This window comes from Streptosporangium canum (assembly GCF_900113865.1).
GTDB classification, from domain to species: domain Bacteria; phylum Actinomycetota; class Actinomycetes; order Streptosporangiales; family Streptosporangiaceae; genus Streptosporangium; species Streptosporangium canum.
In genome coordinates, this window is sequence record NZ_FOQY01000011.1 from 203,195 (window position 1) to 221,391 (window position 18,197).

At 70.3% G+C, this 18,197-nt stretch carries 15 protein-coding genes; 3 read left to right on the forward strand and 12 right to left on the reverse strand.

Annotation, left to right across the window (positions count from 1 at the left end; translation table 11 throughout):
• Nucleotides 1-5: 5 nt before the first annotated feature.
• The 4 genes from BM085_RS18690 to BM085_RS18705 form a co-directional block, all read right to left on the reverse strand.
• Nucleotides 6-1,232 (reverse strand): ROK family transcriptional regulator, encoded by a 1,227-nt coding sequence (locus BM085_RS18690; protein WP_093888232.1) that lies wholly within the window; start codon nt 1,230-1,232, stop codon nt 6-8.
• 151 nt (nt 1,233-1,383) lie between these two features.
• Nucleotides 1,384-2,490 carry a hypothetical protein gene (locus BM085_RS18695; protein ID WP_218158752.1) on the reverse strand — a complete coding sequence of 369 codons (1,107 nt, stop codon included), beginning with the start codon at nt 2,488-2,490 and terminating at the stop codon, nt 1,384-1,386.
• Nucleotides 2,491-2,614: 124 nt separating this feature from the next.
• Nucleotides 2,615-3,106, reverse strand: coding sequence for a Rossmann-fold NAD(P)-binding domain-containing protein (locus BM085_RS44490; RefSeq protein ID WP_177245160.1), 492 nt, complete (start codon nt 3,104-3,106; stop codon nt 2,615-2,617).
• Between the two features lie 492 nt (nt 3,107-3,598).
• Nucleotides 3,599-4,843 (reverse strand): esterase-like activity of phytase family protein, encoded by a 1,245-nt coding sequence (locus BM085_RS18705; protein WP_093888233.1) that lies wholly within the window; start codon nt 4,841-4,843, stop codon nt 3,599-3,601.
• Between the two features lie 114 nt (nt 4,844-4,957).
• Between BM085_RS18705 and BM085_RS18710 the strand changes: the two genes are divergently transcribed.
• Entirely contained in the window at nt 4,958-5,233 is a 276-nt protein-coding gene (locus BM085_RS18710; protein WP_177245161.1) for a DUF4158 domain-containing protein, read from the forward strand.
• Nucleotides 5,234-5,259: 26 nt separating this feature from the next.
• On the opposite strand, the gene BM085_RS18715 is transcribed toward BM085_RS18710, so the two are convergent.
• Genes BM085_RS18715 through BM085_RS18730 form a run of 4 tightly spaced genes read right to left on the reverse strand, consistent with a single transcriptional unit; the run spans nt 5,260 to nt 8,032 of the window.
• Complete coding sequence (locus BM085_RS18715; protein WP_093888235.1) at nt 5,260-6,078, reverse strand: CPBP family intramembrane glutamic endopeptidase; 819 nt, start codon at nt 6,076-6,078, stop codon at nt 5,260-5,262.
• Complete coding sequence (locus BM085_RS18720) at nt 6,075-6,467, reverse strand: serine hydrolase (RefSeq protein ID WP_245789409.1); 393 nt, start codon at nt 6,465-6,467, stop codon at nt 6,075-6,077. Before BM085_RS18720 ends, BM085_RS18715 begins: the two co-directional genes overlap by 4 nt.
• 36 nt (nt 6,468-6,503) lie before the next feature.
• Nucleotides 6,504-6,755, reverse strand: coding sequence for a response regulator transcription factor (locus tag BM085_RS18725; RefSeq protein WP_425443267.1), 252 nt, complete (start codon nt 6,753-6,755; stop codon nt 6,504-6,506).
• 50 nt (nt 6,756-6,805) lie between these two features.
• Nucleotides 6,806-8,032: an acyltransferase family protein gene (locus BM085_RS18730; RefSeq protein ID WP_093888237.1), complete on the reverse strand. Its 1,227-nt coding sequence runs from the start codon at nt 8,030-8,032 to the stop codon at nt 6,806-6,808.
• A gap of 354 nt (nt 8,033-8,386) precedes the next feature.
• Here BM085_RS18730 and BM085_RS18740 point away from each other — a divergent pair, with 354 nt between their 5' ends.
• A complete protein-coding gene (locus BM085_RS18740; RefSeq protein WP_093888239.1) occupies nt 8,387-8,995 on the forward strand; it encodes a response regulator transcription factor in 609 nt (202 codons plus the stop codon).
• On the opposite strand, the gene BM085_RS18745 is transcribed toward BM085_RS18740, so the two are convergent.
• The gene (locus BM085_RS18745; RefSeq protein WP_177245162.1) at nt 8,936-10,678 is read right to left on the reverse strand and encodes a sensor histidine kinase; all 1,743 of its coding nucleotides are present in this window, start codon (nt 10,676-10,678) and stop codon (nt 8,936-8,938) included. The genes BM085_RS18740 and BM085_RS18745 overlap by 60 nt on opposite strands.
• 103 nt (nt 10,679-10,781) lie before the next feature.
• Between BM085_RS18745 and BM085_RS18750 the strand changes: the two genes are divergently transcribed.
• On the forward strand, nt 10,782-12,749 hold the full coding sequence (locus BM085_RS18750; RefSeq protein ID WP_245789410.1) for a serine hydrolase domain-containing protein: 1,968 nt from the start codon (nt 10,782-10,784) through the stop codon (nt 12,747-12,749).
• Between the two features lie 49 nt (nt 12,750-12,798).
• On the opposite strand, the gene BM085_RS18755 is transcribed toward BM085_RS18750, so the two are convergent.
• Genes BM085_RS18755 through BM085_RS18765 form a run of 3 tightly spaced genes read right to left on the reverse strand, consistent with a single transcriptional unit; the run spans nt 12,799 to nt 18,022 of the window.
• Nucleotides 12,799-14,112, reverse strand: a complete 1,314-nt coding sequence (locus tag BM085_RS18755) for a maltokinase N-terminal cap-like domain-containing protein (protein ID WP_093888241.1) — start codon at nt 14,110-14,112, stop codon at nt 12,799-12,801.
• Nucleotides 14,113-14,116: 4 nt separating this feature from the next.
• Entirely contained in the window at nt 14,117-15,820 is a 1,704-nt protein-coding gene (gene treS, locus BM085_RS18760; RefSeq protein WP_031160496.1) for a maltose alpha-D-glucosyltransferase, read from the reverse strand.
• Between the two features lie 45 nt (nt 15,821-15,865).
• Nucleotides 15,866-18,022, reverse strand: a complete 2,157-nt coding sequence (locus tag BM085_RS18765; protein ID WP_093888242.1) for an alpha-1,4-glucan--maltose-1-phosphate maltosyltransferase — start codon at nt 18,020-18,022, stop codon at nt 15,866-15,868.
• Between the last annotated feature and the right edge of the window lie 175 nt (nt 18,023-18,197).

Below are 18,197 nucleotides of genomic sequence, written 5' to 3' on the forward strand. Positions count from 1 at the left end.
CGTGGCTAGGGTGCCGTGCGGGTGAGTACGTCCAGCGGGTTGGCCAGCAGTTCGGAGAAGCCGAGTTCGGCGGCGCCGACCAGGGTGGCGTCGTCCCCCAGCGCCGAGGTGCGCAGCCGTACCCGCTCCCGGGCGACGGGCAGCACGTTGCTGGCTATCCGGGCGCGTACCTGGGGCGCCGCGCCCGGATACATCTCGCGCAGCATTCCACCGAAGATCACTATGCCGGGGTTGAAGAGGTTGATGAGGTTCGCCACCCCGATGCCGAGCCAGTCGCCGACGTGGCGCAGCGCGTCCTGGGCCACGGGATCGCCGCGTTCGGCGTCGTCCACCACGGCCCGTACGGCGTCGCGGCCGGACAGCTCGGCGGGCCGGCGGGCGGCGTCGAGCAGGGCCCGCTCGCCGACCTCCGCCTCCAGGCAGCCGTGTGAGCCGCACCCGCAGGGGCGTCCGTTGTACGGGTTCACCACCATGTGCCCCAGCTCGCACCCGTAGCCGCCATCGCCATCCAGCAGCTTGCCGCCGACGATGATGCCGCCGCCCACGCCGACGTCCCCGTGCAGGTAGATCAGGTTCTGGAAGCCGACGCCCGCTCCGCGCTGCTGTTCGGCCAGCGCGCCGAGGTGTGCCTCGTTGCCCACGGACACCGGCAGGCCGAGCCCCAGCCGGCGGCCGAGTTCGCTGCCGAACGCCTGGTCCACCCAGCCCATGTCGGGCCCGAAGCGCACCATGCCGTCGCCGGGCCGGATCATTCCGCAGTACGACGCGCCGACGCCGACGCACACGGAAGCGGGAGGCGCCGCCCGGTGCAGCCGGCGACCGAACCGGGCGAGCACCTCGACCACGCGGTCGAGGTCGGCCCCGGCGCGCGGCCGGACCGCCTCCCTGCGGTCCAGCGTGATCCCGCCCAGCGTGACCCGGGCGGCGACCAGCCGGTCCACGGCGACATCGAAGGCGAGCACGTACACCCGGTCGGACTCGGGCCGGACCACCAGCGACGGCCGTCCGGCCCGGCCGGTGTCCGCGGGAAGCTCCTCGCGGACCAGGCCCGCCGCGGTGAGCTCGGCTGTCAGGGCCATGATGGTGCTGCGGTTCAGCCTCATCCGCTCGGCCAGCGCCGCGCGGGAGACCGAGCCGCCCAGGTGCACGTGCCGGAGCAGGGTGCCGACATTGAGCCGGCGGATCTCCTCCTGGACCAACCTGACCTCCGGAATCGTCTGGGTTCTCGGCATCGCGGAGACTTCGGGGTGGAGCGTGTCTGAACCGGACGATACTCCGGCAGGCGACGACCGGGTTCCCGGCGGTGCCGAGTCCGGCTCGATCACCGGGGTCCTCGCGCGGAGAAACGACGGAGAAGTGACGGAGAGGCGGCGGATTCGCCGGTCAGCCGCCGAAGGCGGGGTAGCCCGGCAGCGGGGGCGCGTCCCAGGCTCCGGCCACCTCCCGCAGCATCAGCCGCATGGTCTCCGCGAACGCCGGGAACTCCTCCAGCGTGCTCGCCATCTCCCAGCGGTGCCGCAGCAGTTGGCGCCTCGTCGGCACCGGCCGCCGGGTCCGGTGCGCGGGCCCGTCCTCCACCGTGCGCGGCAGTATCCACACCGTCATGTTCACCGTCCAGGCGGCGATCGCCCGGCGGACGCCGGCCTGCCACACCGCGTCGTCGGTCAGCGCCGGATACGCCACGGCGACCTCCGCGCGGTAGGCCCGCTCGATCTCCTCCGCGAGCCCGGCCGGCAGGTCGAAGACGCACCAGCAGGTGGCGAAGGGCATCCGGCAGTACGCGGCCGTCAGGAAGACCGACTGGTAGCACGCGGACTCGAAGTCGAGCAGCCGCAGGCCGTCCGGGGTGAGCAGATTGTTGTCGGGGCAGGTGTCACCCGGGGTGAAGGCCGGGTAGTCGTCCTCACTTATCGCCCCGATCCGGGCCAGCTCCCCGGCCAGCCCCGGCGGCGCCTCGATCCCGGCTCCGGAGAGCAGCCCGAGCAGGTCGGCCATGTTCCGTTCGAGCCACGGATCCTCCTCCCAGGTCGGCGTGCCCCCGCCGTAGGTGGTCCACAGCCGCGCGAGGTCGGCGCGCCGGTGCACCGACTCGGCGGCCAGCCGCCCGAGCCCGCGAGCCCAGGTCAGCAAGCCCTCCGTGGCGGCCTCCGGGTCCTGCCCGAGGAGCACGTCCGCCAGCGTCGGCGCGTTCCCGAGGTCGGTCATCACCAGCAGCGGGACCGAGTCGTCCACGCCCAGCAGTTCCGGACCGGCCAGCCGCAGCGAGAGCCCGGCGGCCTCCGCGGTGAAGCCGCGCAGCGCCTCCGGCTCGGCGCCGTACGCCTTGACGATCACGCTGCCGCCCTCGGCGGTACGGCAGCGCAGAACGGTGCTGCGCAAGCTGCCGCCCAGGTCGGCGGGGTCGGAGAGCTCGACGCCCAGCGCCTTGCTCGCGGCGCGCAGGATCGCTTCGGTGGACATCTCGTCGGGGCGCGGGTCATCGGCGGACAACGAACATCTCCTCGGCGGGGGACCGGATCCGGTGGGGCGTCGGCCTCTCATCTCACCGGCCGGAGCGCCGCCTGTCCACTCGTTTAGGGGCGATTACCCGTCCGGCCGTCACCGGTCCGGAAGATCAGAGGCCAGGCGTCGCGGCGCTCTCCACGGCGGTCGCCTGCGGATAGTCCTTCACCGTGATCTCGTCGTGCAGTCGCGGGCCCCCGCCGCCGAGGCCGGTCAGGGCGCGGGCGATCGGCGTGGGGACATGGTTGATCAGCCGCACTCCCTGGATCAGGCCCCATAGACCCAGACGGGTGTCGGGGATGAGCCGCTTGGCGGCGCCGACGGCGAAGGTGCGGCTGCGCCGTACGTAGTCGCCGATCTCCCGCTCGTAGGCCGGGAACGCCCGCGTGTGGTCGCCGTGGGCCTCGGCCAGCTCGCCGGCCAGGACATAGGCGCCCACGACGGCCAGGCTGGTGCTGCCGCCGACCGCCGGGCCGGGGCAGTAGCCGGCGTCGCCGACCAGGCTCACCCGTCCCCGGGACCAGGTGTCCATGCGCAGCTGGGTGATCGAGTCGAAATAGAACGTCGAGGCGCGGTCCAGCTCCTCGCCCAGCAGCCGGGGCACCTCCCAGCCCAGCCCGGCGAACTGCCGGCGCAGCAGTTCCTTCTGCCGGTCGACGTCCCGGTGGTGGTAGTCGAGCTCGGCGGCGGGGCGGAACAGGAAGACCGCGCGGGCGCCGGACGTTGGAGTGCAGCCCGTCGGCCCCGATCACCAGGTCGAACCTGCGGGCGGGCCCCTGCTCGAAAGTGACGTCGATGCCGTCGGCGTTCTCGTCCATGGCGGCGATGGAGTCGCCGAAGAGGTACTCCACGTCGCGCCGGGTGGCTTCGTAGAGGATCTCGCCGAGATCGTCCCGCATGATCTCGACGTGCCGGTCGGACACGACGCTCATCAGCCTGCCGACCGCCAGTTCGTGGACGCGGGCGCTGTTCCCCGCGCGGAACGACAGCCACTCGGTGCCGGCTCACGCCCTCCCGCGGATCATCGGGAGTGAGGCGTCAGCCGTCGCCCGCTGCCGTGGGCGACGGCTGAGGCCGGTCACTCCCGGCCGGGGAGTCAGTCCTGCGTGCTCCCCTTCCCGAGGTTGCGGAGACCGATGACGATCATCTCGGTGGCGTCCGTCTTGCCGGGGACGCGACCGGTGCTGTCCGGGAAGTTGTTGTCCTGCATGATGAGGATCCGGTTGCCCGGCAAGGGAAGCAGTGCCTCCACGGACTGCAGGGGGAACTTGAAGGGGTTGCCGAGGCCGTAGCCCCCGGCCGGGTCGTGCGAGCCGATGAGGGCGGGGTTGCGCAGGTCCAGCAGGTCGGCGATCTCGGTCTTGACGAGGAAACCGTCGGCGTCGACGTGGCGCCGGTCGATGAGGTAGACGCGCTTGAAGGTGGCGGCCGGGCCCTCGTCGTCCTCCCGCTCGATCAGGACGGCCCGGTTGGCGTCGAGGGACTGCATGTCGGCGATGCGGTGGTCCTCGCCGTCCGTCCGGTACTGCCAGGTACGGCCGGTGTAGCGGTTCGCGCGGGTGTCGAACTCGTGGATCTGGCGCCGGAAGCGGTTGTCGTCGCCCGGCAGGCCTCCCTCCACGGCGGGATAGAGGTAGCGACCGTCGGGGGAGGAGGCGAGGGCCTCGTAGCCGCGGCTGCCCTGCACCGTCGGCGTCTCGCCGTTCGCCAGGTTCGGGCTCTGCGGGGCCTTGAGCGTGGGGTGGGCGACCGGCGCCTGGAGCAGCTTGCCGGTGCGGTCGAAGTGCAGGAGGAACGGGCCGAACTCGTCGCCGATCCACATCGACCCGTCGGGCACCCGGGTCACCGCTTCGACGTCGAAGTCGCCGCCGGTGAGCAGCCGGTCCGCGGTGTTCTCGTTGACGATCGGGAAGGGGATCCTGTGGTCCGGGTCGCGCAGCGAGAGGAAACGGCCCACGTCGATGGTCCCGGCGCCGCCGCGTGCCGTCTCCCAGTGCGGGGTGAAGTGATACAGCCGCAGCAGGAAGTCGACCGAGTTGCCCTTCGTGCCGAACCCGTTGTCCGGCATCGCCCAGTAGGAGCCGTTGCCGGCGGGGAGCACGGAGGAGATGCCCAGGACGACCTGGCTGGGATAGGGCGGGACCATGCCGTTGTTGGGGTCGCTGAAGGCTCCGGTGGCGGGGCCGGGGGCCGGCGTGTAGGCGGGGAGCGTGGCGCGGGCCAGCAGGGTCGCGTCGGCGGGGTCGCCGGCGGGGGACTGGGCCTGAACCGCGGCGAGCGCGGGCGAGCCGGCCAGCGCGATCGCCGCGGCGGCCAGGAGAGCGAGTGGGCGATATCGCATATTTCCACCAAAGGGCTGAATCGGCATCAATGAGAGGTGTGTCGGCTGGATCAAATCGGCCGATCGTTAACTGCCGTCGCGGGCCGGATGGCGGGCAGGCGTAGCGTGGGCGAAATGCCGACGCCGCCCGGGGAGCGGCGCGAGTGGGAGTTGGAGGACCTGATCGAGTGCTGGACGCTGGATGAGGAGGAGTTCGCCCTGCCGGCGAACAAAACCGGGGCCACCCGACTCGGCTTCGCTTTGATGCTCAAGTTCTTCGAGCTGGAAGCACGCTTCCCCCGGCGCGAGGACGTTCCGCGGGCTGCGGTGGACTTCATGGCCGGGCAGGTCAAGGTGGAGGCGGCGCTGATCGAGGACGAGGCTCTGGCTTGGGCTTACGCAACGGGATAACGGCCAAACTCGAGCAGGGAATCAACCTAACCTTCAACAGACCCGCGGACGAGCTGCGCCCGGCTCGGGCGCATCAGCCACACGGCAGCGGCGAGCGTGAGCACCCAGCCGATCACTTCGATGAGCAGGTGATCCGTCGCGTTGGGGACGGATTGCAGCAGGTACACCCGGACGCTGTTGATCGCTCCGTGCGTCAGAACCGCGGGCCAGACACTCCCCGACTGCCAGCGAAGTGCGAGCAACAGCGGCGCCCATGGCAGCATGCCCGCGAAGTAGACAACGATGTCCCAGGGTGGTCGATCACCGATGACGGCGAGGACCGGCAGGTGCCAGACGATCCAGACCAGAGCGCTGACAAGGGCCAGCGGCCAGAATCCCCATGACGCGGCGCGCGTCGCCAGCCAGCCGCGCCAGCCGAACTCTTCGCCGATGGCGAAGACCGACTGCATGAGGAAGACCGGAACGATCCACATGGTCGCCGCGAAGATCTGGTCAAGCGGGTTGAGCTGCCAGATCCCCAATGCCAGTGCGATGGCGGTTTGGATCGCGGCGATCGCGGCGATGAGGCCGATGCCGATGCCGGCCCACTTGGGTGTGCCGCGCCACCTGGTGGCGAACGTCTCTCGGAACGTTCCGGGTCGTCGGGCAAGCCACATGATGATCGCCGCGAGCAGCGGGGTCAGTTGCAGGATCGGAGTGATCAGGTTGTAGAAGTCCGTCGGGACCAGCCGGAAGACCATCGGAACGGACAGCGCGAAACACAGCAGGACGGCGATCGCGAAGAACCACGTGACATCGATAACAGTTGATCTGGCAGAACTGGAGCGCGTGGGGGACGCGGTCATGATGACCTCGTTTCGTGCGGGCGCGAGGATCTAGCTCGATGAGTGATCTTGGTGTGGCGCGGATCGGCCATCTTGAACTCGGGGAGAACCTTGACGACCGGGTCGTCCACGGAGAATCGGTCCGTCAGCAGCATGATCGCCGTCGCCGTCATCGACTTGCTCAAGGACGCGATACGGAACGGCGCCCGGGGCGTCACCGCGTTGTCGTCCCCATCCCGGACGCGGACGATCGTCTCGACGGACGACCCGTCGATCACGGCAGCTGCGACGCCCGGCGTGCCGTAGACGGAGCGGTAGTCGTCGATCAGCTCCTGGTCACCGGCATAGGCCGGGGCTGTCCAGCCGACGAGCATGACGACGCTGAGAGGTGTGAGACGTAGGAAACGCACGATCTCGAAGCTAGGCCGGGCGGAATCGGTCCGGCCTCACCCGAAGGGGTGAACCTGGTATCGCCCGTCAGGATGGAATTCGTGGCGAGCGACGAGCCCGTTCTCGTAGGCGTAGATCACCACGTGCACGCGGTCACGCAGGTCCAGCTTCTGCAGGATGGCCCGGACGTGCGACTTCACCGTGTTCTCGCTCAGCACCAGTGCCGCGAACTTGCCGAACGCCGCGAAGAAGTGGTCGTGGCCCGACTCGGCGCCCGGGGTGAATCCCCGCATCGACCACGCGCGCACGATCTCGTCGGCGAAGTGCGTGTCGGTGGTCGCGTCACGGGCCGAGGCGCCTACCCGCGTATCCCGAACAGGGACCGGGTCACCCGGGTGCGCCGTACCAACAGGTCGTACGCCGCCACGGTCAGGGTGAGCGAGACCGCGACGATCACGAGGTACTTGACCGGGATCGGCGCGTGCCAGCCGACCACGCCGTACGCGACCGCGACGACGATCGGCTGGTGCAGGACGTACAGCGGCAGCGCGGCGGCGGCCAGATAGCCGTACAGCCGGCGCCCCCGGCCCTGTTTCCGGCCCTGGCCGTCCGGCGGGCGCCGCTCGGTGCCCGGTGCCGGGCGGCGGCGGTCGAGAAGCCCCAGGATCGCGACGAGCCAGCACCACCCCGTCGCGCCGTACAGCGTGCGGGCGCCGATCGCGAGCGGGGTCATGTCCGTGAAGGGGTCGCCGCCGAAGACGTTGCCCACGACCAGGAATCCCGGCATGCCGACCAGGAAGAGGACGGTGCCGAGCACGGCGGCCGGTACCGCGTCGCGGCGCATCGCGGTCCGGAACCGCTCGTCCGCCGCGAGCATGAAGCCGTACAGGAAGAAGAGCAGGTACGCCCAGCGGCTCCAGGCGGCGAACCCCTCCTCCAGGCCCGCCAGCGCGCTGACCGCCGCGACCGGGACGGCCGGCAGCAGTATCGCGCCGCGCCGCTCCGCCGTCGTGGCCAGCCGGTCGCGGATCCGGCGGCCGAGGTCGCGGGGGAGCCAGTGGACCAGCGGCGCCAGCAGGAGGGAGAACGCGAGCAGCAGCACCACGAACCACAGGTGCCCGGTCTCGAAATACCTGCCCTGCAGGATGAAGGGGAAGTCGGGCAGGTCCAGGCGCACGTCGAAGAAGCGGGGCAGGAACCGCAGATACGACTCGTGATAACCGGGGTCGGCCCGCAGACGCAGCCACTGCGGCACCGGGATGATCGTGAGGATCGCGAACACCAGCGGCACACCGAGCCGCAGCAGCCGCTCCACCGCGAACCTGGCGGGGCCGCGCCTGCGCAGCGAATGCCACGAGCCCAGGCCGGCGATGAGGAAGAGCATCGGCATCGCCCACACCACGCCGAGGCCGGCGAGGACCGTGGTCACCTCGGTGGTCTCGGCGTTCTTGACGTAGTAGTCGTCGCGCGTGTCGAACACCAGAGCCGAGTGGAAGAACACCAGCCCGACCACCACAAGGGTGCGGATCGCGTCCAGCTCCGGTCGTCGCACCGTCGGGGGTGGTCCGGTGGGCTCGGTCGTCATCGAATCTCCTTGAGCGTGGAGACCCCGGGCTTCAGCCCTGGGGAGGAAGTCGACCCGCCTCCGCTGTCTCGGTCCGACTCCGGTGCCGTCGTGCGCATCGGGACCAGTGTCGGGCCTGTCCGGTACCGGGCGCTACGGAGAAATCATCGAACGGTAAAACTCCGCGATGATGAATTTGAGTCTCCACACCATCGCAGGACGTCAGCGGCCCATCTGGAAGGCGGCCTCCTGCCTCCATCCGGCTCTGGCCTTCGCGCTCGCCCTCAGGAGCGCGCCCGGGTTGCGGGTGGCAAGGGCCGGGCGAGAGGGTTGGCTCGGCAACGGCGGCGGTGCGAGCTTCAAGGGGCAGGTGACGTGATCCGGGTACTGCTGGCGGAGGACATGCACCTCATCAGGGGGGCTCTCGTCGCGCTTCTGGGCCTGGAGCCCGACATGGAGGTGGTCTCCGAGGTCTCCTCGGGTGACGCGGCCGTCTCCGAGGCGCTCCGGCACCGGCCGGACGTCGCCGTGCTCGACATCAACATGCCCGGCGACATCGACGGGCTGGCGGCGGCGGCGGTGCTCGCCGAGCGGCTCCCGGACTGCCGCGTGCTGATCCTGACCTCGCTGGGCCGCCCCGAGATGCTGCGCAGGGCCCTGTCCGCCGAGGTGCGGGGGTTCATGCTCAAGGACGCCCCGCCCGCCGAGCTGGCCGGGGCGATCCGCCGGGTGGCCGGCGGGGAACGGGTGATGGATCCGCAGCTGGCCGCCGCGGCCATCACCGGCAGGCGGAACCCGCTGAGCCCGCGGGAGGTCGAGGTGCTGCGGGTGGCCGCGGAGGGGGCCGAGCCGGCGGAGATCGCGTCCAGGCTCCACCTGACCAAGGGGACCGTCCGCAATTACCTGGGGACGATCGTCACCAAGCTAGACGCCCGCAACCGCCTCGACGCCGTCCGTATCGCCACCGAGGCCGACTGGCTGTAGCACCGACAGCTCGTACCCGCCGCCGGTCGGCGCCGCCTCCAACCGGCCTCCCACGGCCGCCACCCGCTCGGCGAGATTGGTGATCCCCTGGCCGCCTGCCCGTTCCCCGGGCGCCCCCGCCGCTCCGTCGGCCGGTGCGCCGTCATTGCGCACGCGCAGCCGTACCAGGCCGTCGCCGCACGCGACCTCGATGCGGCAGTGGTCCGCCCGGCTGTGCCGCAGGACGTTGGTGACGGCCTCGCGGAGCACGGTGGCCAGCAGCGCGTCGACAGGGCTCGGAACGGGCGCCCGGCGCGAGGCGTCGACGTGGACGGTCACGCCCGCGGCGGTGAGGATCTCGCGGGCCGAGGCGAGTTCGGCGTCCAGGGACAGGCCGGGGTCGTCGTCGCGCGGGATGGCGCGCAGGTCGGCCAGCGCGCGGCGGGCGATCCGCGCGATGTCGGCGAGCTCCCGCTCGGCCCGCTCGGGAGTCCGTACGGCCAGCTCTCCTTTGACCACGATGGCCGACAGGCTGGAGCCGAGGAGGTCGTGCACGTCGCGGGAGATGCGGCGGCGTTCCTTGACGACCGCGATCTCGGCCAGAGCCAGCCGTGCCTCCCGCACCTGGAAGACCAGGCCGGTGTGGAGCGCCAGCCCGTAGAGCATCGCCGCGACCGCCGCCGCGTTGAACGTCCAGTAGAGGTTCTCCACGGGAGCGACACCCCGTAGCAGCAGCGTCGCGCAGACGCCCAGGATGATCGCACCGGACATCGGCCACGCGGCCCATGCCGCGTTTCCGCACATGACGATCAGGACGGACGCGGCGGCGAAGCCGGCCAGCTGTGGATAGGGCCGGTCGGGTGACAGGAGCGGCAGGCAGGCGAGCGCCAGCTGCACCGGCAGCGTCCAGGCGGCGTGCCGGGGCCGTACGCCGGGAGGGCGCGGCAGGGAGTGGTAGAGCTGCAGCCCGACCACCCCGGCGACGGCGAGCAGGGCTCCGGCCAGCACCCAGGCCGGTGGACGCATCTGCCACAGGTAGATCACCGAGACGATCAGGAATCCGGCGTGCGCAGCGACGTGGATGGGCAGCGCGAGCCGTGGCGTCAGATCGCCGCGCGGCAGCTCCACCGCCGCGCCGGGCGTCTCCCGGGCCCGCGCGGCGGCCTCCCGGCCCAGCACGACGATCTCCTCGGTCCTCCCTTTCGCCGCGAGGCCGATGACGGCCGACAGGCTGGAGCCGAGGACGGCGTCCAGATCGCGGGACGCCCGCTCGCGCTCTCCCGCCACGGATTCGGCGGCCGGCTCACCACGGGCGGCGTGCAGCTCGGCGCGCAGGTCGCTGAGCCTGGTCACCCCGAAGACGATCAATCCCTGGGCCAGCGCGTTGCCCATGGCGTTGGCGCAGCTGTAGGCGTCCGAGAGGTTGAGCAGCCCGGCGGCGGCCACGACTCCGGCGAACATCACCCAGCGGATCGGCCCGCCCGCGATCAGGAGCACCGAGGCCGCCAGCAGGCCGGGCGCCCCCGGACCGGCCCAGGGGAAGAGCAGGGCTTGGGCGGCGAGGCTCCACGGGCCGCGCAGCCACTTCAGCCGCGGCAGGCTGTGCACGACCTGCAGGCCGAGCATCGCGACCGCCGCCATGCTCGGCAGCGGATGCGAGGGGTCGAAGGCCACACTCAGCAGGACCACGAGAATGACCGCCACGGCGGGGCATTCTATCGATTTTGTCCGAATTATGTGTTCTGCATATCCCGTTGGTGTGCGTGACACTGGCGACGCGTACGCGCAGGTCGGCACCGTTGTCGTCATGAAGACGAGCATCAGGAAGATCTTCGCCGCGGTGCTCGCCGCGGGTGCGGTGGCCGGATTCCAGGTGCCGGCGGGAGCCGAGCCGATGCCTCGGCCGCGGATCGAGCCGCACGACGTCGAGGCGCTGGTCGACCGGATCGTGCCCGCGCAGCTCGCCAGGGACAGGATCCCCGGCGCGGCGGTGGCCGTGGTCGCCGGCGGGCGGACGGTTCTCGCGAAGGGGTACGGCGTCGCCGACGTCACGACCGGCAGGCCGGTGGACGCGAGCCGTACGGGCTTCTTCACCGGGTCGATGAGCAAGCTGCTCACCACCACCGCCGTTCTGCAACTGGTGGAGCAGGGCAGGCTCGATCTGCGTGCCGACGTCAACCGCTACCTCACCGCCTTCAAGATCAAGGACACCTATCCCGGACGGCCCGTCACCCTTGAGCATCTGCTGACCTACACGGCGGGCTTCGACGACGACATCGTCGGGCTCGCCACGACCGATCCCGGGGGCGTCGCCCCCCTCGGCCGCAGCGTGGCCGAGCGGCAACCGAGACGGGTGCGCCCGCCGGGCACGCGTGTGGCCTACAACAACTACGGTCTGGCGCTGGCCGGCCATCTCGTCGAGATCGCCTCCGGGCAGCCGTTCGCGCACTACGTCGACCAGCGCGTCCTCAAGCCGCTGGGCATGGTCTCCACCACCGTGGCGGTGCCGCATCCGGCCGCGATCGCCGCCGCCCTCGCCCGCGGCCACCGTCCCGCCGGGGACGGTCAGACCGCTGAGGAGGCCCTGTACAGCCCGTGGACCCCCACCGGGACCGGCCCCGCCACCACCGTCGCCGACATGGCCCGGTTCATGCTCGCCCAGCTGCGGGACGACCCCCGGCTCGGCCGGAACGTGGCCCGCCTGATGCAGCGGCAGCACCACACCCAGGACACCCGCATGCCCGGCATGGGCTACACCTTCGAGCAGCGCCCCCGCAACGGCCGGCGGCTGGTCTACAAGGACGGCGACGTGCCCGGCTTCCACAACGTCATGGCGCTGCTGCCCGACGAGGGCGTCGGGATCTACGTCGTCTACAACGGCGACGGGGTGGACACCGTGGCCCCCTGGGACGGCGCCGCCCTCGTCAACCAGATCGTCGACCGCTATCTCCCCGACACGGGGCACCGCACGGACGGCGGTGGTGGTGGTGGTGGTGGCGAGGCGTCCCGGCCCGGCCGCACGGACGGCGGCGGTGGCGGCGGTGGCGAGGAGTCCGGGTTCGCCGGAACGTATCGGTCGGCCCGGACCAGCCAGACCAGTCTCATGAAGGTCGCCGCGCTGTTCGCGGCACCGACCGTGTCGGTCAACGCCGACGGCACCCTGACGACCACCGGGCTGTCGCCGGACCCCGCCCGGCGGACCCAGCACTGGATCCGGATCCAGGCCGGCCTCTTCGCGGAACGCGACGGCCAGGACCGGATCGCCTTCGACGGCAAGGGGGTGCTGAGCACCTCGGCGAACCCGTCGGAGACCCTTGAGAAGCTCGCCTGGTACGACTCCCCGGCACCGCACCTCGGCCTGCTCGGCTCCGGGGCACTGGTGCTGGTGCTCGCCTTCCTCGGGTTCCCGCTCCTGGCGTCCATGCGGGTCCTCAGACGACGCCCCCGGCATGCGCCCGGTGCCCGCGCGGCCCGGTTGCTGGCCTGGATCACCGGGGCGCTCGTCACCGTCTTCCTGACCGGGTTCGCCGCCGTCATGTCCGACCCCGCTGTCGTGCTGCTCGACTCGCCGTGGCCGGCCGCCCTGCGGATCACCGCGACCGTGGCCCTGGTGTCCGCGGTCCTCGTGTCGGCGGCCACCGTCGCCGCCTGGTGGAAGGGCTGGTGGGGGTGGGCCGGACGGCTGTCCTACACGCTGGTCGCGCTGGGCGGGGTGGGGTTCTTCACCGTCGCCGTGTCCTACAACCTCGTCGCCCTGCCGTTCTCCGCCGGCTGACCAGGCGACGGGCTCCCGGCCCGCCCTCGGCCGGTCGCGGGTCCCTTCGCTACCGCTCGACCTGGAAGGCGGCCAGCGGGATGGGGAGCCAGGAGGGGCGGTTGCGGGCCTCGTAGCCGACCTCGTAGACGGCCTTGACCAGCTCCAGGGCGCGCAGCAGGACGGCGTCCTCGGCGTGCAGGCGGCCGCCGCCGGCGGAGTAGCCGGCCAGGAAGGACGAGCGGTTGAGCTCGGCCCATTCGACGGCCCGGGGGCGCAGTTCGTCGGCCTCGGGGTGGTCGGCCAGCAGGTGGCGGGCGGCGTAGTCGAACGAGCGGAGCATGCCGGCCACGTCCCGCAGCGGGGAGGAGAGCGCGCGGCGCTCGGCGAGGGGCTGGCCGGGCTCGCCTTCGAAGTCGAGGACGACCCAGTCGGTGGTCGTGCGCATCACCTGGCCGAGGTGGTAGTCGCCGTGGACCCGCTGCACGGGGATCTCGGAGACCACGTCGGCGACCCGCTGGTAGGCCTCCTCGGCCACCCGCGCGTACCGGCCGAGCTGCGGCACCTCCTCGATCACCCCGGCCAGGCGGCGGCGATGGTCCTCGACCATCTGCTTGACCTCCTGCGACTCCATCACGTCGGTGGGGAACGCGGCGGCCAGCTCGCGGTGGACCTCGGCGGTGGCCACGCCGAGCCGGTAGGCCTCGGAGCTGAAGTCGCCGCCCGCGTCGGAGGCCGAGGCGTCCAGGCAGGCGTACAGGTCGCGGACGCTGGCCAGGGCCAGGGCCCAGCCGTCGTTGGCGGTGGCGAGGAACTCCTGGGTCATCGCCAGGGTGGTGGGCTCGCCGTCGAGGTCGGTCTCGATCCAGCCGTACGGCTGCGCGATGTGGCCGGCGCCGTGCCGGGCCAGGGCGGTGACGATCTCCAGCTCGGGGTTGACCCCGGGGATCAGGCGGCGGAACAGCTTGCAGATGTAGGTCTCGCCGTACACCAGGGAGGTGTTGGACTGCTCCGCGCCGAGCACGAGGCTCCGCAGGGAGGTGTCGATCTCCACCCCCTCCAGGTGGCGGAAGCGGAGCGGGCCGAGGTCGCGGCCCCCGGCCATCCCCGCGAGCAGGGTGCCGGTGAGGTCGGGGTCGTAGACGGCGTCGTAGTAGCCGTCGCCGATCCGGGCGTGGCTGTAGCGCCCGGAGGTGTCCCCGTCGGTGCCGAGCAGGAGCTGGTAGCGGTCGCGCGCTTCGCCCTGGCGCACCGAGATGATCAGATGGTGCAGGCCGGGGGAGAGCTCGACGTCGGAATCGACGCCGAGCTCGTCTATCGGCCGCCCCTTACCGGCGAACCATCGTTGATGGGTTATCCAGCCGGTAAGGAGCTCCGTCAACACGGCTTTACGCCTCCTGGGTTACGGGTGGCAGGGTGAACCAGTAGAACCCATGCCCAGGAAGCGTCAAAAGATACGGAAGTTCGCCAATCGGTGGGAACGGCACCCCACCCATGGTCTCGACGGGCACCGATCCCTCGAACCGGCGCAGGTCCAGCTCCACCGGCTGCGGGAACCGCGACAGGTTGTTGACGCACAGGATGCGGTCGTCGCCGTACTCGCGCACGTAGGCGAGGACGCTCGGGTTGGAGGAGTTCAGCTCGGTGAACGCCCCCAGGCCGAAGACCGGGTGACGCTTGCGGATGTCGATCATCCGCTTGGTCCAGTGCAGCAGCGAGCCGGAGCTCTTCTGCTGCGCCTCGACGTTGATCGCCTGATAGCCGTAGATCGGGTCCATGATGACCGGCAGGTAGAGCCGGGCGGGGTCGCAGTCGGAGAACCCGGCGTTGCGGTCCGGGCTCCACTGCATCGGGGTGCGGACGCCGTCGCGGTCGCCCAGCCAGATGTTGTCGCCCATCCCGATCTCGTCGCCGTAGTAGAGCACCGGGGACCCGGGCAGCGACAGCAGCAGCGCGGTGAACAGCTCGATCTGGTTGCGGTCGTTCTCCAGCAGCGGGGCCAGCCGCCGCCGGATGCCGACGTTGGCCCGCATCCGGGGGTCCTTGGCGTACTCCGAGTACATGTAGTCGCGCTCGTCGTCGGTCACCATCTCAAGCGTGAGCTCGTCGTGGTTGCGCAGGAAGATGCCCCACTGGCAGTTCTCGGGGATCTTCGGCGTCTGGGCCATGATCTCCGAGATCGGGTAGCGGGACTCCCGCCTGACGGCCATGAAGATGCGCGGCATCAGCGGGAAGTGGAAGGCCATGTGGCACTCGTCGCCGCCGGTCGCCGGGTCGCCGAAGTACTCCACCACGTCCGCCGGCCACTGGTTGGCCTCGGCCAGCAGCACCCGGTCGGGGTAGAGGCGGTCGACCTCGGCCCTGACCCGCTTGAGGTATTCGTGGGTCCGGGGCAGGTTCTCGCAGTTCGTGCCGTCCTGCTCGAACAGGTAGGGGATGGCGTCCATCCGGAACCCGTCGATGCCCAGGTCCAGCCAGAACCGCAGCACCTCCAGCATCGCGTCCTGCACGTCCGGGTTCTCGTAGTTGAGATCCGGCTGGTGGGAGAAGAACCTGTGCCAGTAGTACTGACCCCGCACCGGGTCGTGGGACCAGTTGGACGTCTCGGTGTCGATGAAGATGACCCGGGCGTCCTTGTAGAGCTCGTCGGAGTCGCTCCAGACGTAGAAGTCGCCGAACGGGCCCTCGGGGTCGTGGCGGGAGGCCTGGAACCAGGGGTGCTGGTCGCTGGTGTGGTTCATCACCAGGTCGGCGATGACGCGCATGCCCCGCTTGTGGGCTTCGTCCACCAACTTGATGAAATCTCCGAGATCACCGAATTCGGGGAGGATCTTCATGAAGTCCGCGATGTCGTAGCCGCCATCGCGGAGCGGCGATTCGTACAGGGGCAGCAGCCAGAGACAGTCCACGCCGAGCCACTGGAGATAGTCCAGTTTGTCGATGAGGCCGCGGATGTCTCCGGTGCCGTCCCCGTTGGAATCGGCGAATCCCCGGATGAGCACCTCGTAGAAGACGGCGCGCTTGAACCAGTACGGATCGCGCGGCTTCTCCTCGTCGAAGGTGTTCGGGATGGGCTCAGGTAGCTGACTCACCAGTGGACTCCCCGCTGTTCTGCCGGTATCGCGTACCCGGCCGGCTCACCGCTGGTTCGCCGTCGCGGCACGCAAAGTGAAGATGTGTGCTGGGTGGATATGGGGATCGAGGCGCACGTAGTTGTTCTGTCGCCAGCGATACGACTCGCCTGACAGCTCGTCGTCGACGAAGAACTCGGCATGCCAGTCGAGACCCAGAGACGGCATGTCCAGGGAGACCGTCGCCTCATGGGTGTTGTGTGGATCGAGATTCACGACCGTCAGCACCACATCGCCCAGGCCGTGCCGTCGTGTGGCCGTGTCGTAGGCGCCGGGCAGCCGCTTGGAGAAGCAGACCACGTCCGGATGGTCGACGCTATGGAACCGTAGGTTACGCAGTTCCTGGAGCGCCGGGTGTGCTCTTCGGAACAAATTAAGTTGCGTGATGAAGGGCGCGAGGCTACGGCCTTCCCGCTCAGCCTCTACCCAATCACGCGGTTTATACTGATATTTCTCACTATCTAGGTATTCTTCGCTACCCGGTCGAACCGGGACATTCTCCGCAAGTTCATATCCGGCGTATACCCCCCAGGTTGGCATCGCCGTCGCCGCGAGGATGGCTCTGATATAAAATGCCGGGACTCCCCCTTGTTGGAGATATTCGTGGAGAATGTCCGGGGTATTGACGAATACGTTCGGCCGCAGGAAGTGTGACGTCTCGTGGGAGAGCTCGCTCAGGTAGGCCTCGACTTCCGGCCGGGAGTTCTTCCACGTGAAGTAGGTGTAGGACTGGTGGAAGCCGACCTTGGCCAGCGCCTGCATCATCGCCGGGCGGGTGAACGCCTCCGCCAGGAACAGCACGTCCGGGTCGGTGGAGTTGATGTCGGCCAGCAGCCGCTCCCAGAACGCCACCGGCTTGGTGTGCGGGTTGTCCACCCGGAAGATCCGCACGCCGTGGTCCATCCAGAGCCGTACCACCCGCTTGACCTCGGCGTAGATGCCCTCGGGATCCTTGTCGAAGTTCAGCGGATAGATGTCCTGGTACTTCTTCGGCGGGTTCTCCGCGTAGGCGATCGAGCCGTCCGCGCGGATGTTGAACCACTCCGGGTGCTCCTTGACCCACGGGTGGTCGGGCGCGCACTGCAGGGCCAGGTCGAGGGCGACCTCCATGCCGAGCTCGCGGGTCTTGGCCACGAAGGCGTCGAAGTCCTCGAAGGTGCCGAGGTCGGGGTGGATGGCGTCGTGGCCGCCCTCCTCGGAGCCGATGGCCCAGGGAGAGCCGGGGTCGTACGGCTCGGGCGTCAGGGTGTTGTTGCGGCCCTTGCGGAAGCTGTGCCCGATCGGGTGGATCGGCGGCAGGTAGACGACGTCGAAGCCCATCTTCGCGACGGCGGGCAGCCGCTTCGCGGAGGTCGTGAAATTTCCGGACTTGGGGGCAGCGTCCCGTTCGACGATCGCCCCCTCGGAGCGGGGGAAGAACTCATACCAGGAGCCGAACAGCGCCCTGCGCCGGTCGACCCTGACCACGCGCCTGGGCGACCTGGTCACCAGATCCCGGAGCGGGTGCGCGCGCAGCAGCTCCGCCGTCTCCGGCAGCTGGGCCAGGGAGAACCGGGCGCGCGGGTCGAGATCCTCGTCGCGCAGCTTGGCCGCCACCGACAGGAGCGCGGCCCGGTGCCCGCACACGTGGGCCTCCGCGACGGCCTCCCGCTCCGCGGAACCGGCGGGGGCCGTACCGGCGGCCTTGCCCGCCGCCTTGCCGCCCGCCGCCTTGCCTCCCGGCGCCTTCACGGCCGCGGGCCCGCGGCTCAGGCCGCCGCAGTCCGCGGGCCGTACGGCCCTGGCGGCGCGTTCGAAGAGCCGGGCGCCCTCCTCGCACATGAGCTCGGCGTCCATGTCGCGCGGGATCTTGATGCCCGCGTCATGGAGCCAGGTGGCCATGGGATCACTCCACGCCTCGACGCGGAAATGCCAGTCGCCCTCGGTGGGCAGCGTCACCTCGACGCCCCAGCGGTCGGTGCCCGGAGCCAGCTCTCTCATGCGCAGCAGCGGGCCGCGCACGCCGTCCGGGCCGGTGAGCACGGCTCCGGCGGCCACCGCGTCGTGTCCCTCCCGGAACACGGTGGCGGCGATCTCGAAGGTCTCGCCCGCAGCGGCCTTGGCGGGGTAGCGCCCGCAGTCGACCGTGGGGTGGATGTCCTGGATTGGGATTCGTCCGATCATCGCGTCTCAAGGTAGCGACGGCACGCCCGGTACCGCCGGAAAAAAGTCGGCAAAAAAAGATCTTCGTTTTTTCAAACGTCCCCGTGACCGGCCTTGGGGCAGGACTACGTCCCGCCTCCGCGTGGACGGCCGGTTCCGGGAGGCAGAGCATTGCGGCCCATAGATGCGTTGCCCC

Bases quoted from the DNA above. Each gene is read 5' to 3' on its own strand.
- BM085_RS18710 (WP_177245161.1), top strand. From the start codon at position 4,958: ATGCCGACGCCGCCCGGGGAGCGGCGCGAGTGGGAGTTGGAGGACCTG.
- BM085_RS18730 (WP_093888237.1), bottom strand. From the start codon at position 8,032: ATGACGACCGAGCCCACCGGACCACCCCCGACGGTGCGACGACCGGAG.
- BM085_RS18715 (WP_093888235.1), bottom strand. From the start codon at position 6,078: ATGACCGCGTCCCCCACGCGCTCCAGTTCTGCCAGATCAACTGTTATC.
- BM085_RS18765 (WP_093888242.1), bottom strand. From the start codon at position 18,022: ATGATCGGACGAATCCCAATCCAGGACATCCACCCCACGGTCGACTGC.
- BM085_RS18705 (WP_093888233.1), bottom strand. From the start codon at position 4,843: ATGCGATATCGCCCACTCGCTCTCCTGGCCGCCGCGGCGATCGCGCTG.
- BM085_RS18690 (WP_093888232.1), bottom strand. From the start codon at position 1,232: ATGCCGAGAACCCAGACGATTCCGGAGGTCAGGTTGGTCCAGGAGGAG.
- BM085_RS18750 (WP_245789410.1), top strand. From the start codon at position 10,782: ATGAAGACGAGCATCAGGAAGATCTTCGCCGCGGTGCTCGCCGCGGGT.